Origin of the sequence: Pseudomonas sp. FG1, from assembly GCF_034313875.1 — a bacterium.
Lineage (GTDB): Bacteria > Pseudomonadota > Gammaproteobacteria > Pseudomonadales > Pseudomonadaceae > Aquipseudomonas > Aquipseudomonas veronii.
Genome location: NZ_JAVIWP010000001.1, coordinates 1,336,815 through 1,355,710, shown reverse-complemented (window position 1 = coordinate 1,355,710; position 18,896 = coordinate 1,336,815). Strand labels below are relative to the sequence as shown.

The 18,896-nt window shown below is 61.9% G+C and carries 18 protein-coding genes; 10 read left to right on the top strand and 8 right to left on the bottom strand.

The genetic code is table 11. The features are described 5' to 3' along the window. Positions 1-12: 12 nt before the first annotated feature. The 5 genes from RGV59_RS06415 to RGV59_RS06395 form a co-directional block, all read right to left on the bottom strand. A complete protein-coding gene (locus tag RGV59_RS06415) occupies positions 13-2,091 on the bottom strand; it encodes a GGDEF domain-containing protein (RefSeq protein ID WP_126585925.1) in 2,079 nt (692 codons plus the stop codon). After that, on the bottom strand, positions 2,088-2,966 hold the full coding sequence (locus RGV59_RS06410; RefSeq protein WP_126585924.1) for an endonuclease/exonuclease/phosphatase family protein: 879 nt from the start codon (positions 2,964-2,966) through the stop codon (positions 2,088-2,090). The genes RGV59_RS06415 and RGV59_RS06410 overlap by 4 nt, the downstream gene beginning before the upstream one ends. Before the next feature lie 10 nt (positions 2,967-2,976). Beyond that, complete coding sequence (gene dsbA, locus RGV59_RS06405; RefSeq protein WP_017849030.1) at positions 2,977-3,612, bottom strand: thiol:disulfide interchange protein DsbA; 636 nt, start codon at positions 3,610-3,612, stop codon at positions 2,977-2,979. 167 nt (positions 3,613-3,779) lie between these two features. Then, complete coding sequence (locus RGV59_RS06400) at positions 3,780-4,385, bottom strand: c-type cytochrome (RefSeq protein WP_017849029.1); 606 nt, start codon at positions 4,383-4,385, stop codon at positions 3,780-3,782. Positions 4,386-4,422: 37 nt separating this feature from the next. Then, positions 4,423-4,722 carry a c-type cytochrome gene (locus RGV59_RS06395; protein ID WP_126585923.1) on the bottom strand — a complete coding sequence of 100 codons (300 nt, stop codon included), beginning with the start codon at positions 4,720-4,722 and terminating at the stop codon, positions 4,423-4,425. 192 nt (positions 4,723-4,914) lie between these two features. Between RGV59_RS06395 and yihA the strand changes: the two genes are divergently transcribed. Next, positions 4,915-5,556, top strand: coding sequence for a ribosome biogenesis GTP-binding protein YihA/YsxC (gene yihA, locus RGV59_RS06390; protein WP_017849027.1), 642 nt, complete (start codon positions 4,915-4,917; stop codon positions 5,554-5,556). A gap of 269 nt (positions 5,557-5,825) precedes the next feature. Here yihA and polA read toward each other — a convergent pair whose 3' ends face one another. Beyond that, complete coding sequence (gene polA / locus RGV59_RS06385) at positions 5,826-8,600, bottom strand: DNA polymerase I (RefSeq protein WP_126585922.1); 2,775 nt, start codon at positions 8,598-8,600, stop codon at positions 5,826-5,828. A 74-nt stretch (positions 8,601-8,674) separates the two neighbouring features. Here polA and RGV59_RS06380 point away from each other — a divergent pair, with 74 nt between their 5' ends. Next, entirely contained in the window at positions 8,675-8,965 is a 291-nt protein-coding gene (locus RGV59_RS06380) for a DUF2782 domain-containing protein (RefSeq protein ID WP_017849025.1), read from the top strand. A gap of 56 nt (positions 8,966-9,021) precedes the next feature. Continuing rightward, on the top strand, positions 9,022-9,975 hold the full coding sequence (locus tag RGV59_RS06375) for a homoserine kinase (RefSeq protein ID WP_126585921.1): 954 nt from the start codon (positions 9,022-9,024) through the stop codon (positions 9,973-9,975). Between the two features lie 51 nt (positions 9,976-10,026). Here RGV59_RS06375 and RGV59_RS06370 read toward each other — a convergent pair whose 3' ends face one another. Continuing rightward, complete coding sequence (locus RGV59_RS06370) at positions 10,027-10,956, bottom strand: zinc ABC transporter substrate-binding protein (protein ID WP_017849023.1); 930 nt, start codon at positions 10,954-10,956, stop codon at positions 10,027-10,029. A gap of 58 nt (positions 10,957-11,014) precedes the next feature. Here RGV59_RS06370 and zur point away from each other — a divergent pair, with 58 nt between their 5' ends. From zur to RGV59_RS06350, 4 genes are read left to right on the top strand one after another with little or no spacing between them, the layout of a single operon-like run. Then, positions 11,015-11,497, top strand: coding sequence for a zinc uptake transcriptional repressor Zur (gene zur, locus RGV59_RS06365; protein ID WP_026140288.1), 483 nt, complete (start codon positions 11,015-11,017; stop codon positions 11,495-11,497). Beyond that, complete coding sequence (gene znuC, locus RGV59_RS06360) at positions 11,497-12,282, top strand: zinc ABC transporter ATP-binding protein ZnuC (RefSeq protein ID WP_017849021.1); 786 nt, start codon at positions 11,497-11,499, stop codon at positions 12,280-12,282. The genes zur and znuC overlap by 1 nt, the downstream gene beginning before the upstream one ends. Continuing rightward, positions 12,275-13,063: a zinc ABC transporter permease subunit ZnuB gene (gene znuB / locus RGV59_RS06355; protein ID WP_079442557.1), complete on the top strand. Its 789-nt coding sequence runs from the start codon at positions 12,275-12,277 to the stop codon at positions 13,061-13,063. The genes znuC and znuB overlap by 8 nt, the downstream gene beginning before the upstream one ends. Positions 13,064-13,100: 37 nt before the next feature. After that, positions 13,101-13,820 carry a PA5502 family lipoprotein gene (locus RGV59_RS06350; RefSeq protein WP_017849019.1) on the top strand — a complete coding sequence of 240 codons (720 nt, stop codon included), beginning with the start codon at positions 13,101-13,103 and terminating at the stop codon, positions 13,818-13,820. Between the two features lie 116 nt (positions 13,821-13,936). Here RGV59_RS06350 and katE read toward each other — a convergent pair whose 3' ends face one another. Next, on the bottom strand, positions 13,937-16,099 hold the full coding sequence (gene katE, locus RGV59_RS06345; protein WP_260473880.1) for a catalase HPII: 2,163 nt from the start codon (positions 16,097-16,099) through the stop codon (positions 13,937-13,939). Positions 16,100-16,343: 244 nt separating this feature from the next. Here katE and RGV59_RS06340 point away from each other — a divergent pair, with 244 nt between their 5' ends. The 3 genes from RGV59_RS06340 to RGV59_RS06330 are packed head-to-tail and all read left to right on the top strand — an operon-like array spanning position 16,344 to position 18,847. Further along, a complete protein-coding gene (locus tag RGV59_RS06340; RefSeq protein ID WP_102618185.1) occupies positions 16,344-17,351 on the top strand; it encodes a methionine ABC transporter ATP-binding protein in 1,008 nt (335 codons plus the stop codon). Beyond that, complete coding sequence (locus RGV59_RS06335; protein ID WP_017849016.1) at positions 17,351-18,025, top strand: methionine ABC transporter permease; 675 nt, start codon at positions 17,351-17,353, stop codon at positions 18,023-18,025. Before RGV59_RS06340 ends, RGV59_RS06335 begins: the two co-directional genes overlap by 1 nt. A gap of 51 nt (positions 18,026-18,076) precedes the next feature. Beyond that, on the top strand, positions 18,077-18,847 hold the full coding sequence (locus tag RGV59_RS06330; RefSeq protein WP_017849015.1) for a MetQ/NlpA family ABC transporter substrate-binding protein: 771 nt from the start codon (positions 18,077-18,079) through the stop codon (positions 18,845-18,847). Positions 18,848-18,896: the final 49 nt, after the last annotated feature.

Sequence of the window (18,896 nt, the reverse complement as noted above, 5' to 3'; positions counted from 1 at the left end):
ATGGAACATCTTTTAGGCCGCCTGCACCCGGTTACGTCCCGCTGCCTTGGCCCGGTACAACGCCTCGTCGGCGCGCTTGAGCGCCAGGTCGCTGCGCTCGCCGGGCTGGAACTGCGCCACGCCCATCGACACCGTGATCGTCACCGGCTCGCCCTTGAAGTGGAACGGGCAGACTTCAATCGCCGCGCGCAGCGCTTCGCCGGCGGCGAGGGCATTCGCCAGGGATGAGTCGGGCATCAGCAACACAAACTCTTCGCCGCCGAAGCGCGCAATGAAGTCGCCGGGGCGCAGGCGCTTGCGCAGCACGCTGGCGATGATTTTCAGCACTTTGTCCCCGGCCAGATGCCCGTAACCGTCGTTGATACGCTTGAAGTGATCGAGGTCCAGCATCGCCAGCGACAGGCTGTTGCCGCGCTGATGCCAGAGGTTGACCTCATGGTCCAGGCGCTCGCTCCACGCGGCACGGTTGGGCAAGCCGGTAAGCGGATCGACCAACGCTTTCTGGCGCTGTACTTCGAGGTGATCGCGATAACCCTGGGCCTCCTGCTCCATATTGGCGACGCGTTCGGCGAGCCCTTTCAAGCGCTCCGCCACTTCCTGCTCGCGCAGGTCACGCTGCTGCTGGTGCTGGTCCATGGTGCCGAGCAGGCCTTCAAGGTGGCTTTCCAATACCTGCTTGAGGCTGTCCAGGTCGGCGGCGCCCTGCACACTGTTTTGCAGGCCGTCGACCTGTTCGCGGATTTGCGTGTCCAGCTCACGGGCGGCCGAGCGACTGTCGGCATAGCCTTCACTGGCCGTCTGCAGATGGCCCTGGAACGCTTCGAGGCGTTCGTTGAGCTGCTTGAGGTAGGCCTCGAACTCATGCTGGCCGCTGTCGGTGATCGCCAGCATCAGCGTGGCCAGGTCATCGAGGATCGGCAGCAGTTCGTACCAGTTCAAACCATGGGCCAGGCGCTCGCGCATGGCTTCGGCCTGCGGCCGGTGGCGCTCGGGCAGGGACAGGTCTTCCAGCAGGCCAAGCAAGGTGTCTTCAATGTGTTTGGCCACGGAGCTGTAGGACGGCTCCGGCGAATCGGGCAGGGCGTAGATTGCGTCCGCCAGCAGCTCGTCCGGGTCCGGCGCGTCCAGCACCGGCGGCAGTGACAGGCTGCCGATGACGGTTTGTTGCGGTGCATCGACCTGAACCGGCGGTGGTTCGATAAGCGCGGCGAGTGCGCTTTCGGCGCCAGGTTCTGGCGCCGCAGCTGGAAGCGCGGCGGGCGCCGCCACTTCGACGGGCCGGGCGATCGGCGTGGGCTGGGGCGCGGCTTCGGGGGCGACGACCGGGCTCACGGCCTCGGCCGCCTTGGCCGCTGCCACCGGTTCCGGCGGGGGCGGCGGGGGCGGCGGGGCCGAGCCTTGCGGCAACGGCGCGAACGCCCGCAGGGCCTGGGCCAACTCGTCGGACTGGGGCGGCGGTGCCGCCTCGGCGACGGGTTCGGGCACCGGCCTGGCGGCGGCGGGCGCAGAAGGCGCAGAAGGCGGCGGCGCGGGCTCGCCGGTCGGCGCCTCACTCGCAACTTCCTTGGCGCCAAACAGACGCTGCAACAGGCCGGGACCGGGGCGTGGGGTTTCGCCGTCCGGTTCCAGGTTATTCAACGCCTGCCCTTGCAGGTTGCTCAACTCACTGAGCAACAGCGGGATCTCGCGCGCCTGGCCCACGCGGCTATCCAGCTGCTTGGCGAAGGTTTTCAACGGGCGGGCCACCTCGCGGGGCAGCGGCAGTTTCTGCAACTGCGCAACCAGGGCCGTGAGCGCGCTGCTCATCTGGTCAATCCGGGTTTCGCGACGCTGCTCCGAATCCAGTACGGCTTTTTCCAGGCGCGGCAGCAATGCGGCGAGGGCGGCATCCATGTCGTCGCTGCGCACCACGTCGCGCATTTCCTTCATGCATTGATCGACCGCACGGTCGGTGCCTTCAGCGGCCAACGTACTGCGCACCAAGCCTCGGCGCAGCAGGTCGAGGCGGGCGGCCCAGCGGCGTTCGAGTTTGTCTTGTTGATCGATGCTTTTAAGGTATTTCTCTTTCCAGCGCTGGGCTTCGTCGCTCATGCAAGGGGTCCGCGAGGGCCGGGGCTCAACGCGGGCAATGCATCCACCGTGAGCGAACCCGGCAGACGAATCTCTACCGCGACCGGCAGGTGATCGGAGATGGGCTGCGCCAGCACCTGCACACTTTCAAGCGTGAGGGTCGGACTGAGCAGGATGTGGTCAAGACAGCGTTGCGGGCGCCAGCTGGGGAACGTGGCTTCGACTTGCGGCGCCAGCAACCCAAGGTCACGCAACGGGGAATTCTGCAGCAGGTCGATGGCATGGGTGTTCATGTCACCCATCAACACCTGATGCTTGTAGCCGCCAATCAACTCACGCACGTAGGCCAACTGCAGGTTGCGGGTACGTCCCCCGAGCGCCAGGTGCATCATCACCACCACCAGGGCTTCCGGACCTTGGCCAAAACGCACGAGGATCGCGCCACGACCCTTGGGGCCCGGCAATGGGTGATCTTCGATGGCCGATGGCTTCAGGCGGCTGAGCACGCCGTTGCTGTGCTGCGCCAGACGCCCGAGGTTGCGATTGAGTTGCTGATACCAGTAGGGAAATGCACCCAACTGGGCCAGGTGTTCCACCTGGTTGATGTAGCCGGAGCGAATGCTGCCGCCGTCGGCTTCCTGCAGGGCGACCAGGTCGAAGTCGCCCAACAGGTCGCCGATCTTCTGCAGGTTGCCCGCCCGCCCGTTGTGGGGCAGCAAGTGCTGCCAGCCACGGGTGAGGTAGTGCCGGTACTTCTCGGTACTGATACCCACCTGGATATTGAAGCTGAGCAGCCGCAGGCGGCTGTCCGCCGGCAGGCCCGTGGATTCCAGGTGAGCTTCGTTGACCTGCGGGTCATGCAGACCGACAACGCGTTCGGTACCCCAGCGACGCATGGCAGGCCCCTTACTTGGCGGCGCGTTCTTTGGCGATCAACTGGTCGGCCACATTGAGGGTCGCTTCAGGACCGCCGGTGGTGCCCAGGTCGAAACGGTACTTGCCGTTGACGATCATGGTCGGAACGCCTTGCACGCCATAAGCCACGGCGAGTTTCTTGGCGGCTTCGATCTGGCCCTTGATGGCGAAGGAATTGAAGGTGGCCAGGAACTTGTCCTTGTCGACACCTTGGGTCGCGACGAAGTCAGCCATGTCCTCAGGCTTGGTCAGGCGCTTGCCTTGTTTCTGGATCGCCTCGAAGACAGCGTTGTGAACCTTGTGCTCGACACCCATGGCTTCCAGGGTCAGGAACAGTTGGCCGTGGGCATCCCATGGGCCGCCGAACATGGCAGGGATGCGTTTGAAGTTCACGTCCTTGGGCAGTTTCTCAACCCATGGGTTGATGGTTGGCTCGAAGGCGTAGCAATGCGGGCAGCCGTACCAGAACAGCTCCACCACTTCGATCTTGCCCGGCACCGAAACCGGCACGGGGTTGGCCAATTCCACGTAGGTTTTACCGGCTTCAAGCGGCACGTCGGCGGCTTGTGCGGTCATGCCGAAGAGGCTGGCGGTGACGAGAGCGGCGCTGAGGATCAGATTACGCATGCTTTACTCCTGGACAAATAAAGTCGCCTCACGCGACCTTTGTTGTGACAGGTCTGCGCGGGCATGAGTTCGTTAGTGTAACGGCACCGGCCACAAAAAAGGGCGGCCTAGGCCGCCCTTTTTATGCTTGCATCAACGGATTAATCGAGCGTTAACGCAGCCCTCGATCAGTGCAGCCCCTGAATGTATTGGGAAACCGCTTCGATGTCCTTGTTGCTCAGCTTGGCGGCAATGCTCTGCATGATTTTGGTATCGCCGTCGTTGGTGCGATTACCTTCACGGAAGTCCGTCAGTTGCTTGGCGACGTACTGCGCATGCTGGCCACCCACATGCGGGAAGCCCGCAGCGGCGTTGCCCACGCCGTTAGGCGAGTGGCAACCGATGCAGGAAGGCATGCCTTTGTCGAGGTTGCCGCCACGGAACAGTTCTTCGCCACGGGCCACTTGCTTCGGATCAGCAGCTCCCACACTGCCTTTCTGGCTGGAAAAATAGGCCGCGATATCGGCCAGGTCCTGATCGCTGAGGTTGGTCAGCAAGCCGGTCATTTCCAGGACCGTGCGCTTGCCGTCCTTGATGTCGTGCATCTGCTTGGTCAGGTAACGCTCACCCTGGCCGGCCAGTTTAGGGAAGTTCGGCGCCGGGCTATTACCATCCGGTCCATGGCAAGCACCACACACGGCGGCTTTCGCCTGACCCGCAGCAGCGTCGCCTGCAGCATGGGCAACACCGGTGATGCCCAAGGTCAACAGCAGACTCACGATCAGTTTGTTCATCAGCTAATCCAACTACGGCTAAGGGTTTAAGAGTTATCTAACCGGGTTTACTCACCATCCACTCAATGATGGCCTGGTAATCCTCGGTACTGCAGTCCATGCACAAACCACGCGGCGGCATTGCCTTGAAACCCTGGGTCACGTGTTGCACCAGCGTGTCCATGCCTTGCGCCAGTCTGGGCGCCCAGGCTACCTGGTCACCCCGCTTCGGGGCGTTCGGCAGTTGGCCGGCATGGCAAGCCACGCAAACTCGGTTGTACACCGCTTCCGGTTCCTGTGTAGCCTGAGCGCCGTAAAGCGGCATCAAGACACCGACAGCAAGCAACCATCTGGTCATACATCGACCTTTTCAGGGTTTGGGAGCGTTTTGCGTTCTAATGCGCAATAAAGGTCTATCACTCCCGTGAACTTCATCCTTCGCTGGGACAAAGCACACACAAAATCTGCGGCATTATATACTGGCGCTACTGAAACGGAAACGACACCGCTTGCCGCACCCTTTTTCGGCACCGCCCACATCGGAAATCTCATGCAACTCAAGAACCCCATCCTCGGCCTGTGCCAACAGTCCACGTTCATGCTCAGCGCCGCCAAAGTGGACCAATGCCCCGATGACGAGGGCTTTGAAGTCGCCTTTGCCGGCCGTTCCAACGCGGGCAAATCCAGCGCCCTGAACACCTTGACCCATGCCAGCCTGGCGCGCACCTCGAAAACCCCGGGCCGCACGCAGCTGCTCAACTTCTTCAAGCTAGACGATGATCGGCGTCTGGTCGACCTTCCGGGCTACGGTTATGCAAAAGTACCTATCCCGCTGAAGCTGCACTGGCAGCGTCACCTCGAGGCTTACCTGGGTGGCCGGGAGAGTTTGAAGGGTTTGATCCTGATGATGGACATCCGTCATCCAATGACCGACTTCGACCTGCTGATGCTCGACTGGGCAGTCGCCAGCGGCATGCCGATGCATATCCTGCTGACCAAAGCCGACAAACTGACCTATGGCGCCGCCAAGAACACGCTGTTGAAGGTGCAGGCGGAAATCCGCAAAGGTTGGGGTGACACCATCACCATCCAGCTGTTCTCGGCACCAAAGCGCCTGGGCCTGGAAGAAGCCTACACCGTGCTGGCCGACTGGATGGAATTGGCCGACAAGGGCGCAGAAACCGCGGAGTGACTTTTGCGCAGGCAAAAAAAACCCCGGACTTCGTATGGGGAGGGGAAGTTCGGGGTTCAAGCTCCGGACCGCTAGGGCGGGGTCCAGATATCTGCCAACACTTAACACAACATAGGAGCATTGAAGGGCTTCACCGCCCATTCAGTAACTCTGAGTGGCATTTCATGAGTTAAGTTCCGGCACGTACAAAAAACTATTTGCAATAAGCGACGGCGTTTTCGGGTCTAAAGCGTTCTGCCACCACCCTCGGCGGTGGCAGAACCGCGCTATCAGTGCGCTTCGTCCCAGTTATCACCCACGCCCACTTCCACCAGCAGCGGCACATCCAGCGTCGCCGCGTGGCTCATGTGCTGGCGGATCTCTTCACGCACTTGATCGACCAGATCCTCGCGAACCTCCAGCACCAGTTCATCGTGTACCTGCAGGATGACTTTGGCATCCAGGCCCGACGCGGTCAGCCAGTTATCCACCGCCACCATGGCTTTCTTGATGATATCCGCCGCCGTGCCCTGCATCGGCGCGTTGATCGCCGTGCGCTCGGCGCCTTTGCGCAGCGCCGGGTTCTTCGCGTTGATGTCCGGCAGGTACAGGCGGCGACCGAAGATCGTCTCGACATAACCCTGCTCGGCCGCCTGGGCGCGGGTGCGCTCCATATAGGCCAGCACGCCCGGATAGCGGGCGAAATAACGGTCGATATAGGCCTGGGACTGTTTACGATCGACACCGATCTGCTTGGCCAGGCCAAACGCGCTCATGCCGTAGATCAGGCCGAAGTTGATCGCCTTGGCGCTGCGACGCTGATCGGTGGTGACCGCGCCCAGCTCCACGCCAAATACTTCGGCGGCGGTGGCCTTGTGTACGTCCAGGTCATTGCGGAAGGCGTGCAGCAAGCCTTCGTCCTTGGCCAGGTGCGCCATGATCCGCAGCTCGATCTGCGAGTAGTCCGCCGCCAGCAGCTTGTAGCCTTTTGGCGCGACGAACGCCTGACGAATTCGCCGGCCTTCAGCGGTGCGGATCGGAATGTTCTGCAGGTTCGGATCACTCGACGACAAACGCCCGGTGGCCGCCACCGCCTGGTGATACGAGGTATGGATGCGCCCGGTGCGCGGGTTGATCTGCTCAGGCAAGCGGTCGGTGTAGGTGCTTTTCAGCTTGCTCATGGAGCGGTACTGCATCAGCACCTTGGGCAGCGGGAAATCCTGCTCGGCCAGTTCGGCAAGCACCGCTTCGGCGGTCGACGCCTGGCCCTTGGCGGTCTTGCTGAGAACCGGGTGGCCGAGTTTTTCGTAGAGGATCGCGCCCAATTGCTTGGGCGAGCCCAGGTTGAATTCCTCACCGGCGATGGCAAATGCCTCACGCTCCAGCTCGACCATCTTCTCGCCCAGCTCAACACTCTGCACGCCGAGCAACTTGGCATCCACCAGCGCGCCCTGGCGCTCGATACGCGCCAGCACCGGCACCAACGGCATCTCGATATCGGTCAGCACGCTGACCAGGCTGGGGATCGCCTGGAGTTTTTCGAACAAGGTCTGGTGCAGACGCAGGGTGACGTCGGCATCTTCAGCCGCGTAAGGGCCGGCCTGTTCGAGGGAGATCTGGTCAAAGGTCAGCTGTTTGGCGCCTTTACCCGCAATATCCTGGAAGCTCACCGTGGTGTGACCCAGGTATTTCTGAGCCAGGCTGTCCATGTCATGCCGCGTGGCGGTGGAGTCGAGGACGTAGGATTCGAGCATGGTGTCGTAGGCAATGCCCTGCACCGTGATGCCACAATTCTGATCGCCACCGATGGCACAGTTGGCGAGGATATTCATGTCGAACTTGGCGTGCTGGCCCACCTTGAGCTTGCTCGGGTCTTCGAGGATCGGCTTGAGCGCGCGCAGCACCGTGTCGCGGTCCAGCTGCTCCGGCACGCCCATGTAGGAATGGGTCAGCGGGATGTAGGCCGCTTCATAGGGCTGCACCGCGAACGACAACCCAACCAGCTGCGCTTGCTGCGCATCGATGCCGGTGGTCTCGGTATCGAAGGCGAACAGCTTGGCCTCGCCGAGCTTCTTCAGCCACACATCGAAACGCGCCTGATCGAGGATGGTTTCGTACTTGAGCTCGGTGCTGACGACCGGCGCATTCTCGGCGACCGGAGCCGCCACCTCCAAGCCGGTGCGTTTGGCGTCGCGCTGCACTTCCTCGAACCAGCTTTTGAACTCCAGGAGGGTGTACAGCTCCAGGAGTTTTTCGCGATCCGGCTCGATCAGGTGCAGATCATCCAGGCCCACGTCCAGCGGCACGTCGATCTTGATCGTCGCCAGCTGATAGGAAAGGAATGCCATGTCCTTATGCTCTTGCAGCTTGGCCGGCAGGGTCTTGGCCCCACGGATAGGCAGGCTCGGCACAATATCCAGATTTTCATACAGCTCTTTCAGGCCGCCATTGACGCCCACCAGCAAGCCAGAAGCGGTCTTCGGACCAATGCCCGGAACGCCAGGAATGTTGTCGGACGAATCGCCCATCAACGCCAGATAGTCGATAATCTGCTCCGGAGCGACGCCAAATTTCTCCTTTACGCCCTCCACATCCATGGCGCTACCGGTCATGGTGTTGACCAAGGTAATGTGCCCGTCCACCAGCTGCGCCATGTCTTTGTCGCCGGTCGAGATCACCACCGGGCGGTCCGCGGCTGCGCTGCTGCGGGCCAGGGTGCCGATCACGTCATCGGCTTCGACGCCTTCGACGCACAACAGCGGGAAACCCAGGGCGATCACGCTCTGGTGCAGGGGCTCGATCTGCAGGCGCATGTCGTCGGGCATGCTTGGGCGGTTGGCCTTGTATTCAGCGTACATTTCGTCGCGAAAGGTCCCACCCTTGGCGTCGAACACGACCGCGAACGGGCTGTCCGGGTACTGCTTGCGCAGGCTCTTGAGCATGTTCAACACGCCCTTGACCGCACCGGTCGGCAGGCCTTTGGAAGTGGTCAGCGGTGGCAGCGCGTGGAAGGCGCGGTACAGATATGAAGAACCGTCCACCAGGACGAGGGGGGCTTGGCTCATGAGCAGGATCAACCTTTTCGGCGGGTCAGGCGCTAGAATAGCCGGACCACAGACAACAAAGGGACAAGGTTATCATGCGCTCATTCAATCGCCTGCTGTTGACCGGCTTGTTTGCATTCGCTCCGATGGTTGCCATGGCGGCCGACAGTGCGCCTTCGGGTGATCCGGAAGTTACCATTCGCACAGAGGGCGACAGAACCATTCAGGAGTACCGTCAAAACGGTTTCCTGTACGCAATCAAGATAACGAAGAAAGGCTTCCCACCGTATTTCCTGGTGCGCGCGGACGGAACCGATGCGAATTTCATCCGCTCTGACCAACCGGATATGCTGATCCCGTCATGGAAGATCTTCGAATGGAAATGATTTCTTAACTTCAATTGGCGCCGCACACCGCGGCGCCCGTACTGGCAGTTTTAACCATGTCTGTGTTCACCCCCCTGGCTCGGCCCGAGCTGGAAACCTTTCTTGCCCCTTACGGGCTCGGCCGCCTGCTTGATTTCCAGGGGATCGCCGCGGGTAGCGAAAACACCAATTTCTTCATCAGCCTGGAACAGGGTGAGTTCGTCCTGACCCTGGTCGAGCGCGGCCCGGTGCAGGAAATGCCGTTCTTCATCGAACTGCTCGACGTGCTCCACGACGCCGACTTGCCGGTGCCTTACGCCCTGCGCACCACCGACGGCGTGGCCCTGCGCGAATTGGCCGGCAAACCGGCGCTGCTGCAACCGCGCCTGGCCGGCAAGCACATCAAGGACGCCAATGCCCAGCACTGCGCCCAGGTCGGCGACCTGCTTGGCCATCTGCACCTGGCGACCCAGGGCGACAAGGTGCTGGAGCGCAAGACCGATCGCGGGCTGGACTGGATGCTCAGCGAAGGCGCGCAGTTGATTTCGCACCTGGACGCAGCGCCGCAACGCCTGCTGCGCGACGCACTGGATGAGATCGAGGCCCACAAGGCGCAGATCCTCGCCCTGCCGCGCGCGAATATTCACGCAGATCTGTTTCGCGACAACGCGATGTTCGAAGGCACGCACCTGACGGGCTTGATCGACTTTTACAACGCCTGCTCGGGCCCGATGCTGTACGACGTGGCGATCGCCCTGAATGACTGGTGCTCGGACGCCAACGGCGTACTCGACGGCCAGCGCGCCCGCGCACTGCTCGGGGCTTATGCGGGGTTGCGCCCGTTTACCGCGAAAGAAGCCGAGTTGTGGCCGACGATGTTGCGCGTGGCGTGCGTGCGGTTCTGGTTGTCACGCCTGATCGCGGCGGAGTCATTTGCCGGGCAGGATGTGTTGATTCATGACCCGGCGGAGTTCGAGCATCGGCTGGCGCAGCGCCAGCAGGTCGCGATCCAGCTGCCGTTCGCGCTCTAAAATGCGGGAGGGAGCTTCTTGCTCCCTCCTACAGACGTTATGCCTGGGCTTTCAGAGCGACTCCAGGCAGCCCGCCAAGTCATTGCCCAGCTTGTCCAGCACCTGTTCGTAACCTTGAGCGGAAGCCGGGGTGTACCCGCCCAACGCATCCAGCTCCGCCAATTTCACCGGCAAACCGGCCACCAGCGTTTCCGCCAGGCGCGGACGCAGCGGCGGCTCACTGAACACGCAGGTCTTGCCGACTTCCTGCAAACGTGTACGCATCGCCGCCACATGCTGGGCACCGGGCTGCACTTCGGCGGCCACGCTGAACACACCGGCGTGCTTGAGGCCGTAGGCCTCTTCGAAATAATCAAAGGCTTCGTGGAACACAAAGTAAGGCTTGTCGTGGATGCCGGCCATCCGCGCTTTCAAGCGCGCGTCCAACGCATCCAGTCGGCTCACGAACGCCTTCACGTTGAGCTGGTAGCGCTCGGCATTGGCCGGGTCCGCGGCGCTGAGGTCGGCGCCCATGCGTGCGGCAATCACCCGGGCGTTGAGCGTCGACAACCACAGATGTGCGTCCAAAGTGCCTGGGCGATGATCGTGGTCATGTTCGTCGGCATCGTCGGCGTGGGAATGGCTATCTTCGGCGAAACGACGGAGTTTCATGCCCGGAAGATCCTGCACGGCCACCGTCGGCAGGCTGCGCCCCTTGAGGACGCGGGGCAGGAAGCCTTCCATGTCCGGGCCGATCCAATACAGCAGGTCTACCGACTGCACGCGCCGCACGTCGGATGGGCGCAACGCATAGTTATGCGGCGAGGCCCCCGGCGGCAACAACACCTCGGGAACCGCCACGCCGTCCTGCACAGCCGCGGCAATCAACTGCAGCGGCTTGATGCTGGTCAGCACCTTGACCTCCGCCTGAGCGGCACCCGCGGTGAGCAAACTGGCGACAAATACGACAAAAACGGGAAAAAGTCGGGACACGATGACCACTCAATGGCGTAGGAACGGGTAACATAATAACGTCTCTATCAAATATCTGTCGCCGCTCATGCCTATAACACCGCTTGCCAGCCGTCCCCACGACCACTCTCACTGCGTGCATACCGCGCTGTCGGAGGCCGACACCCTCTGCGCACGGCAGGGCCTGCGCCTGACCGCCCTGCGTCGGCGCGTGCTGGAACTGGTCTGGCAGAGCCACAAGCCGCTGGGCGCCTACGACATCCTCGGCGTGCTCAGCGAGCAGGACGGTCGCCGCGCCGCGCCGCCCACGGTGTACCGCGCGCTGGATTTCCTGCTGGACAACGGCCTGGTACACCGCATCGCGTCACTCAACGCCTTCGTCGGCTGCAACCACCCGGAACACGCGCACCAGGGTCAGTTCCTGATCTGTCGCAAGTGCCACGCCGCCATTGAGCTTGAGCAAAGCAGCATCAGCGACGCCATCATCCAGAGCGCCGCCGACGTCGGCTTCAAGGTGGAAGGGCAAACCGTCGAAGTCGTCGGACTCTGCGCCGGTTGCCAGGGGGCTTGATGAGCAACGCGTTAATCCGCCTGGAGCAGGTCGGGGTCACGTTCGCTGGGCAAAACGTGCTGGATAACATCGCGCTGAGCGTCGAACCGGGGCAGATCGTCACGCTGATCGGCCCCAATGGCGCCGGCAAGACCACCCTGGTGCGCGCCGTACTCGGCCTGCTCAAGCCCGACACCGGCAGTGTGTGGCGCAAGCCCAAGCTGCGTGTCGGTTATATGCCGCAAAAACTCTTCGTGGACCCGACGCTGCCCTTGTCGGTGCTGCGCTTCCTGCGCCTGGTGCCGGGCGTGGACCGCGCCCGCGCGCAAGCCGCGCTCAAGGAGGTCGGTGCCGAACAGGTCATCGACAGCCCGGTGCAAAGCATCTCCGGCGGTGAAATGCAGCGCGTGTTACTGGCCCGCGCCCTGTTGCGCGAGCCGGAACTGCTGGTGCTCGACGAACCGGTGCAGGGCGTCGACGTCGCCGGCCAGGCCGAGTTGTACAGCTTGATCACCCGCCTGCGCGACCGCCTTGGCTGCGGCGTGCTGATGGTCTCCCACGACCTGCACCTGGTGATGAGCACCACCGACCAAGTGGTGTGCCTCAACCGCCACGTGTGCTGCTCCGGCCATCCGGAGCAAGTCAGCGGCGATCCGGCGTTCGTCGAGCTGTTCGGCAAGAACGCGCAGAGCCTGGCGATTTATCACCACCATCACGACCACGCCCATGACCTGCATGGCGCCGTGGTCGACGATCCCGCCACACCCCACACTCACGTTCATGGAGATAGCTGCAAGCATGGCTGATTTTCTGCTCTACGCCCTGCTGGCAGGCTTGGCTCTGGCGCTGGTGGCGGGCCCGCTGGGCTCGTTCGTGGTCTGGCGGCGCATGGCCTATTTCGGCGACACCTTGTCCCACGCCGCATTGCTGGGCGTGGCCCTGGGCTTTCTGCTGGATGTGAGCCCGACCATCGCCGTGACCGTTGGCTGCCTGCTGCTGGCGGTGCTGCTGGTGACCCTGCAACAGCGCCAGCCGCTGGCCTCCGACACGTTGCTGGGCATCCTGGCGCCCAGCACCCTGTCCCTGGGCCTGGTGGTGCTGAGCTTCATGCATGAAGTACGCATCGACCTGATGGCTTACCTGTTCGGCGACCTGCTGGCGATCAGCCCCACGGACCTTGCGTGGATTCTCGGCGGCAGCGCAGCCGTGCTGGTGCTGCTGGTGACGCTGTGGCGCCCGCTGCTGGCAATCACCGTGCATGAAGAACTGGCCACGGTGGAAGGCTTGCCCGTGCCCGCGCTGCGCATGACCTTGATGTTGTTGATCGCCGTGGTGATCGCTGTCGCGATGAAGATTGTCGGCGTATTGTTGATCACGTCACTGCTGATCATTCCCGCAGCCGCCGCCCAGCGCCACGCCCGCTCGCCGGAACAGATGGCGATCGGCGCCAGCGTACTGGGGATGCTGGCAGTGTGTGGGGGCCTGGCGCTGTCCTGGTTCAAGGACACGCCGGCAGGGCCGTCGATTGTGGTCACGGCGGCCGCCCTGTTTCTGCTGAGTTTTGTCCTGCCCCGTCGAGGGGTGTAGACTTGCTCGCTTTTTGCGCAAATAGAGAGTCGCAGGAATGAAGCCGTTCACCTCCCGTTATCTGCTCCTTGCCGCATTTTCCCTGCTGCTGGGCGCTTGTCAAAGTACCCCGCCCGCCGCCCCCGAGGCCCCGGACGCACGCGCTGTCGCCATCGCGCAACTGGAGCAAAACCTGGCCAGCAGCGAGCTGGCCACCGCCGAAGACCAACTGGCCGCGCTGCAAGCCCAGTCGCCCAACGATCCGGCGCTCGAGGCTTACCAGCGTCAACTGGCCGAAGCCTACCTGCAACGCAGTCAGATCGTGTTGCAAAAAGGTGATGTCAACGCCGCCGCTACCGCCCTCAGCCGCGCCCGCGCATTGATGCCCAAGGCTCCGGCGTTGACCGGTGGCGTCAACAGCGCCATCACCCACGCGCGCAAAGCCGAGCTGGACAAAGCCGAGGCCGCCCTCAAGGCCGCCGAAACCAAGCCCGTCGCCAAGGTCATCGACCCGGCCGCGCAGAGCACCACCGTGGCGCTGAACCTCACAGACATCGAAGAGCTGCGCCATCAGCTGGATGCCATCGCCACCGACGTGGTGAATTACCAGTGCGATGTGACCATCCAGGCACCGCGCACCCAGGATTACCCGTGGCTGGCGACCTTGCTGAGCAAACGGGTCAAGCGCATTGATTCGGGCTACGACCTGACGATTCACCGGCAGATCCTGAAGACTATTCCGGCGCAGGTTGTGCTGATTCCGCGCAAGGCGGAATAAAGCCATCGGGGGCAAGCCCCTCCCACATTTTGAACGGTGAATACATTCAAAGTGTGGGAGGGGCGGTGCGACGATTCGACTTGCCCCCGATGGCGATCTAACCACCAGCAGATGACTTAAGCCGGAACGGCCTTGGCCTTCGGCTCACGCTCCCAGACCCGATGCTGGGCAATCGCTTTAAAGAACGCCTTGAACGCCTTGGCATCCGCCCCCACGATCAACCCCGCATCCGCCTCGAGCTTGAGCAGGTCGAGCAAGGGCTGCGCGTCACTGGCCACGGCAATCGCCTTCAGGTGCTTGTAGGCCTCCAGCAGGTAGTGCAACGCCACGCCATCCCCACTCAACGCCTTGATCGACGCCTTACCGCCAGGCACGAACACCGCATCAAACGCAATTGAGGGCAGGCCTTCCATCGACGCATCCACCGCCAGATGCTTGCCATCGGCCGTGGTGACCGGCGCCGAGGTCGGCCCGAGCAACTTGGCGTGTGCGCCCTCGGCTTGCAGCGCTTTCTTCAATGCGGCAATTGCCGCGCCGTCGACACCATCGGCCGCCAGAATCGCCACTTTGCGCGTTTTGATATCGCCCGACAGCAGGTTCACCTGGCTCAACGCCGGCGACGCTTTCACCGACGCCTTGCGCGGCGGCACCGTGCCTTTGGTCGGTGCGGGCAGGCCCAGGTTCTGTGCAACGCGCCTGGCCAGTTCCAGGTCGATGTTGGCCAAAATCTCATTGACCTGACGGGCACGGATAACCTCGCGCTCCACCTTGCCCAACTCAAAACTGTAGGCCGCAATGATGTGCTCTTTCTCATGGTGGCTCATGCTGTTAAAAAACAGCGTGGCCTGGGAGAAGTGATCGCCAAACGACTCACTGCGCTCGCGCACCTTGTTGGCATCGACGCGCTCGTAATAGGTTTCGAAACCACCCTCCTGAGCCGCGGGCGGCGTTTCTTTCGGCCAACCGCCATCGATCGAATTCGGCTCATACGCAGCCCGGCCCTTATCGATCACAGTGCGATGCTGGGCATCCCGCTGACCATTATGGAAAGGCACTATAGGCCGATTGATCGGCAGCTCATGAAAGTTCGGCCCACCGAGTCGGCTGATCTGGGTATCCGTGTAGGAAAACAGGCGGCCTTGCAGTAGCGGGTCGTTGGTGAAGTCGATACCCGGCACGATATGGCCAGGGCAAAAGGCGACTTGCTCGACTTCGGCAAAGAAGTTGTCGGGGTTGCGGTTAAGCACCATCTTGCCCAGCGGCGTAATCGGCACCAACTCTTCGGGGATGATCTTGGTCGGATCGAGCAGGTCGAAGTCGAACTTATGCTCGTCTTCTTGCGCAACGATCTGTACACCCAACTCCCACTCAGGGTAGTCACCGCCCTCAATCGCTTCCCACAGGTCGCGACGGTGGTAATCGGTATCTTTACCGGCAAGCTTTTGCGCTTCGTCCCACACCAGGGAACAGGTGCCGACTGTTGGATGCCAGTGGAATTTCACGAAGCTCGATTTACCTTCGGTATTGATCAAGCGAAAGGTGTGAATACCGAACCCCTGCATGGCACGCAGGCTTTTCGGAATAGCCCGGTCAGACATGGCCCAGATCACCATGTGCGCCGATTCCGGCTGCAGCGAGACAAAATCCCAGAACGTATCGTGGGCCGAGCCTCCGGTAGGCATTTCATTGTGCGGCTCAGGCTTTACCGCATGCACAAAGTCGGGAAACTTGATCGCATCCTGAATGAAAAATACCGGCATGTTGTTGCCCACCAGGTCGAAGTTGCCTTCCTCGGTGAAGAACTTCACGGCAAAACCGCGCACGTCGCGCACCGTATCGCCCGAACCACGTGGGCCCTGCACGGTGGAAAAACGCACGAATACCGGGGTTTTATGCTCGGGGTTACGCAGGAAACCGGCCTTGCTCAGCGCCGAATGGTTCTCATAGGTCTGAAAATAGCCATGCGCGCCCGTACCGCGCGCATGCACGATGCGCTCCGGGATACGTTCATGGTCAAAATGCGTGATTTTTTCACGCATGATGAAGTCTTCCAGCAGCGAGGGGCCGCGGGCACCGACTTTCAAGGTGTTCTGGTTATCGGAAATCTTCACGCCTTGGTTGGTACGCAGCGCCTGGCCGGTCGCGTCGCTACGGAATGCCTCCAGGGCCTGCAGCTTGGCGTTGGTGTTGCCACGGTCCAGGGTATCGGTGCCCGCCAGTTCACTCTTCGGCGGGATGGCTGGCTTGTTGGTACTCATCAGACAAAACTCCTTATTCAAAGTGGCCAGAGCGGTCCCCGGCTCGTTTGAGCAAAACCCCAGGCACGGCACCCGGGAAATCGAGTTGCTGAAGTAGTGACTGACACGAATTTGCACCGTTCCTTTTTTATGACCTTTGATCGCGTTATTGCCAAATCGCTGGTTGAATGCGAAATAAATGCTAAGAACCGCTATACGGACAGGCTAAAATGCGCGCCCGGCTAACCGCTGATCCCTTTTCCATGCGCCCCACAAGGTTCGCTACGTGATCGAGTTTCATAACGTCCATAAAACCTACCGCGTCGCCGGTAAGGAAATCCCCGCGCTTCACCCCACCAACCTGCGCGTCGAGAACGGCCAGGTGTTTGGTCTGATTGGCCACTCCGGTGCGGGAAAAAGTACCTTGTTGCGCCTGATCAATCGCCTCGAGCAACCCAGCGGCGGCCAGATCAACGTCGATGGCGAAGAAGTCACGGCCCTGGATGCCAACGGCCTGCGCCGTTTCCGCCAGCAGGTCGGGATGATTTTCCAGCACTTCAACCTGCTGGCCTCCAAGACCGTCGCCGACAACGTGGCGCTGCCGCTGACACTGGCCGGCGAATTGTCGCGCAAGGCCATCGACCAGCGCGTCGCCGAACTGCTGGCGCGCGTCGGCCTGTCGGACCACGCCAAGAAGTACCCGGCGCAACTGTCCGGCGGCCAGAAGCAGCGCGTCGGCATTGCCCGCGCCCTGGCAACCAAGCCGAAAATCCTGCTGTGCGACGAAGCCACCAGCGCCCTTGACCCGCAGACCACCGCCTCGGTGTTGCAACTGCTGGCCGAGATCAACCGCGAGTTGAAGCTCACCATCGTACTGATCACCCACGAAATGGACGTGATCCGCCGCGTATGCGACCAGGTGGCCGTGATGGATGCCGGCGTGATCGTCGAGCAAGGCTCGGTGGCCGACGTGTTCCTGCACCCCAAGCACCCGACCACCAAGCGCTTTGTCCAGGAAGCCGATCAGGTCGACGAAAGCGAGCAGCGCGATGACTTCGCCCACGTACCGGGCCGCATCGTGCGCCTGACGTTCCAGGGCGAAGCGACCTACGCACCGCTGCTGGGTAACATCGCCCGCGAAACGGGTGTGGACTACAGCATCCTCGCCGGGCGCATCGACCGCATCAAAGACATCCCCTACGGGCAACTGACCCTCGCCATCACCGGCGGTGACATGGAAGCGGCCATTGCCCGCTTTACCGCCGCCGACGTCCACATGGAGGTGCTGCGCTAATGGAAGTCCTGATGAGTTTCTTCGCCAATATCGACTGGTCCGAAATCTGGCTCGCCACCGGCGACACCATGACCATGCTGTTCGGTTCGCTGTTCTTCACCGTGCTGCTCGGCTTGCCCTTGGGCGTGCTGCTGTTTCTGTGCAGCCCGCGCCAGCTGTTCGAGCAAAAAGGCCTGTACGCGTTGCTGTCGCTGAGCGTGAACATCCTGCGCTCGCTGCCGTTCATCATCCTGTTGATCGTGATGATCCCGTTCACCGTGCTGATCACCGGCACTTCGCTGGGTGTGGCCGGTGCGATTCCGCCGCTGGTCGTGGGCGCAACGCCGTTCTTTGCGCGCCTGGTGGAAACCGCGCTGCGTGAAGTGGACCGCGGCATCATCGAAGCCACCCAGTCCATGGGGGCCAGCACGCGCCAGATCATCACCCATGCTTTATTGCCTGAGGCCCGCCCCGGCATTTTCGCGGCGATTACGGTGACGGCGATTACACTGGTGTCCTACACCGCCATGGCCGGCGTCGTCGGTGCCGGCGGCCTGGGCGACCTGGCCATCCGTTTCGGCTACCAGCGCTTCCAGACCGATGTGATGGTCGTCACGGTGGTGCTGTTGTTGATCCTGGTGCAAATTCTGCAAACCGTCGGCGACAAGCTGGTGGTGCATTTTTCTCGAAAATAACGGCTATTGCCGGCTATACGCCGATAAATGCCCGAACAAGGAGCTTGCTGGATGAAAAAACTACTGGTTGCTTTCGCCGCCGTCGCCGCGTTTTCGGCCCACGCCGAGACCATCACGGTTGCCGCCTCGCCGGTGCCCCACGCGGAAATCCTCGAATTCGTGAAGCCGGCACTCGCCAAAGAGGGCGTGGACTTGCAGGTCAAAGTCTTCACCGACTATGTGCAGCCCAACGTACAAGTGGCCGAAAAGCGCCTGGACGCCAACTTCTTCCAGCACCAGCCGTACCTGGATGAGTTCAACAAAGCCAAGGGCACACACCTGGTGAGCGTCGGCGCGGTCCACCTCGAGCCCCTGGGCGCTTACTCCAGCAAGTACAAGACCCTGGCCGACCTGCCTGACGGCGCCAACGTCGTGATCCCGAACGACGCCACCAACGGCGGCCGCGCGCTGTTGCTGTTGGCCAAGCACAACCTGATCACCCTGAAGGACCCGACCAACATCCTGTCGACCATCAAGGACATCACCGCCAACCCGAAAAAACTCAAGTTCCGCGAACTGGAAGCCGCCACATTGCCGCGCGTGCTGACCCAGGTCGACCTGGCGCTGATCAACACCAACTACGCGCTGGAAGCCAAACTGGACCCGTCCAAGGACGCTCTGGTCATCGAAGGCAGCGACTCGCCTTACGTGAACATCCTGGTGACCCGCGAAGACAACAAAGACTCGGACGCCGTGAAGAAGCTGGTCGCAGCCCTGCACACGCCTGAAGTGAAGAAGTTCATCGAAGAGAAGTACAAAGGCGCGATCAAGCCAGCGTTCTGATCCGACTCGCTCCCCAACACACCGCAGATCAAACAATGTGGGAGGGGGC

Excerpts from the sequence above, each read along its gene's own strand:
- RGV59_RS06415 (WP_126585925.1), bottom strand. The coding sequence starts at position 2,091 with ATGAGCGACGAAGCCCAGCGCTGGAAAGAGAAATACCTTAAAAGCATC.
- RGV59_RS06410 (WP_126585924.1), bottom strand. The coding sequence starts at position 2,966 with ATGCGTCGCTGGGGTACCGAACGCGTTGTCGGTCTGCATGACCCGCAG.
- dsbA (WP_017849030.1), bottom strand. The coding sequence starts at position 3,612 with ATGCGTAATCTGATCCTCAGCGCCGCTCTCGTCACCGCCAGCCTCTTC.
- RGV59_RS06400 (WP_017849029.1), bottom strand. The coding sequence starts at position 4,385 with ATGAACAAACTGATCGTGAGTCTGCTGTTGACCTTGGGCATCACCGGT.
- RGV59_RS06395 (WP_126585923.1), bottom strand. The coding sequence starts at position 4,722 with ATGACCAGATGGTTGCTTGCTGTCGGTGTCTTGATGCCGCTTTACGGC.
- yihA (WP_017849027.1), top strand. The coding sequence starts at position 4,915 with ATGCAACTCAAGAACCCCATCCTCGGCCTGTGCCAACAGTCCACGTTC.
- polA (WP_126585922.1), bottom strand. The coding sequence starts at position 8,600 with ATGAGCCAAGCCCCCCTCGTCCTGGTGGACGGTTCTTCATATCTGTAC.
- RGV59_RS06380 (WP_017849025.1), top strand. The coding sequence starts at position 8,675 with ATGCGCTCATTCAATCGCCTGCTGTTGACCGGCTTGTTTGCATTCGCT.
- RGV59_RS06375 (WP_126585921.1), top strand. The coding sequence starts at position 9,022 with ATGTCTGTGTTCACCCCCCTGGCTCGGCCCGAGCTGGAAACCTTTCTT.
- zur (WP_026140288.1), top strand. The coding sequence starts at position 11,015 with ATGCCTATAACACCGCTTGCCAGCCGTCCCCACGACCACTCTCACTGC.
- znuC (WP_017849021.1), top strand. The coding sequence starts at position 11,497 with ATGAGCAACGCGTTAATCCGCCTGGAGCAGGTCGGGGTCACGTTCGCT.
- znuB (WP_079442557.1), top strand. The coding sequence starts at position 12,275 with ATGGCTGATTTTCTGCTCTACGCCCTGCTGGCAGGCTTGGCTCTGGCG.
- RGV59_RS06350 (WP_017849019.1), top strand. The coding sequence starts at position 13,101 with ATGAAGCCGTTCACCTCCCGTTATCTGCTCCTTGCCGCATTTTCCCTG.
- RGV59_RS06335 (WP_017849016.1), top strand. The coding sequence starts at position 17,351 with ATGGAAGTCCTGATGAGTTTCTTCGCCAATATCGACTGGTCCGAAATC.
- RGV59_RS06330 (WP_017849015.1), top strand. The coding sequence starts at position 18,077 with ATGAAAAAACTACTGGTTGCTTTCGCCGCCGTCGCCGCGTTTTCGGCC.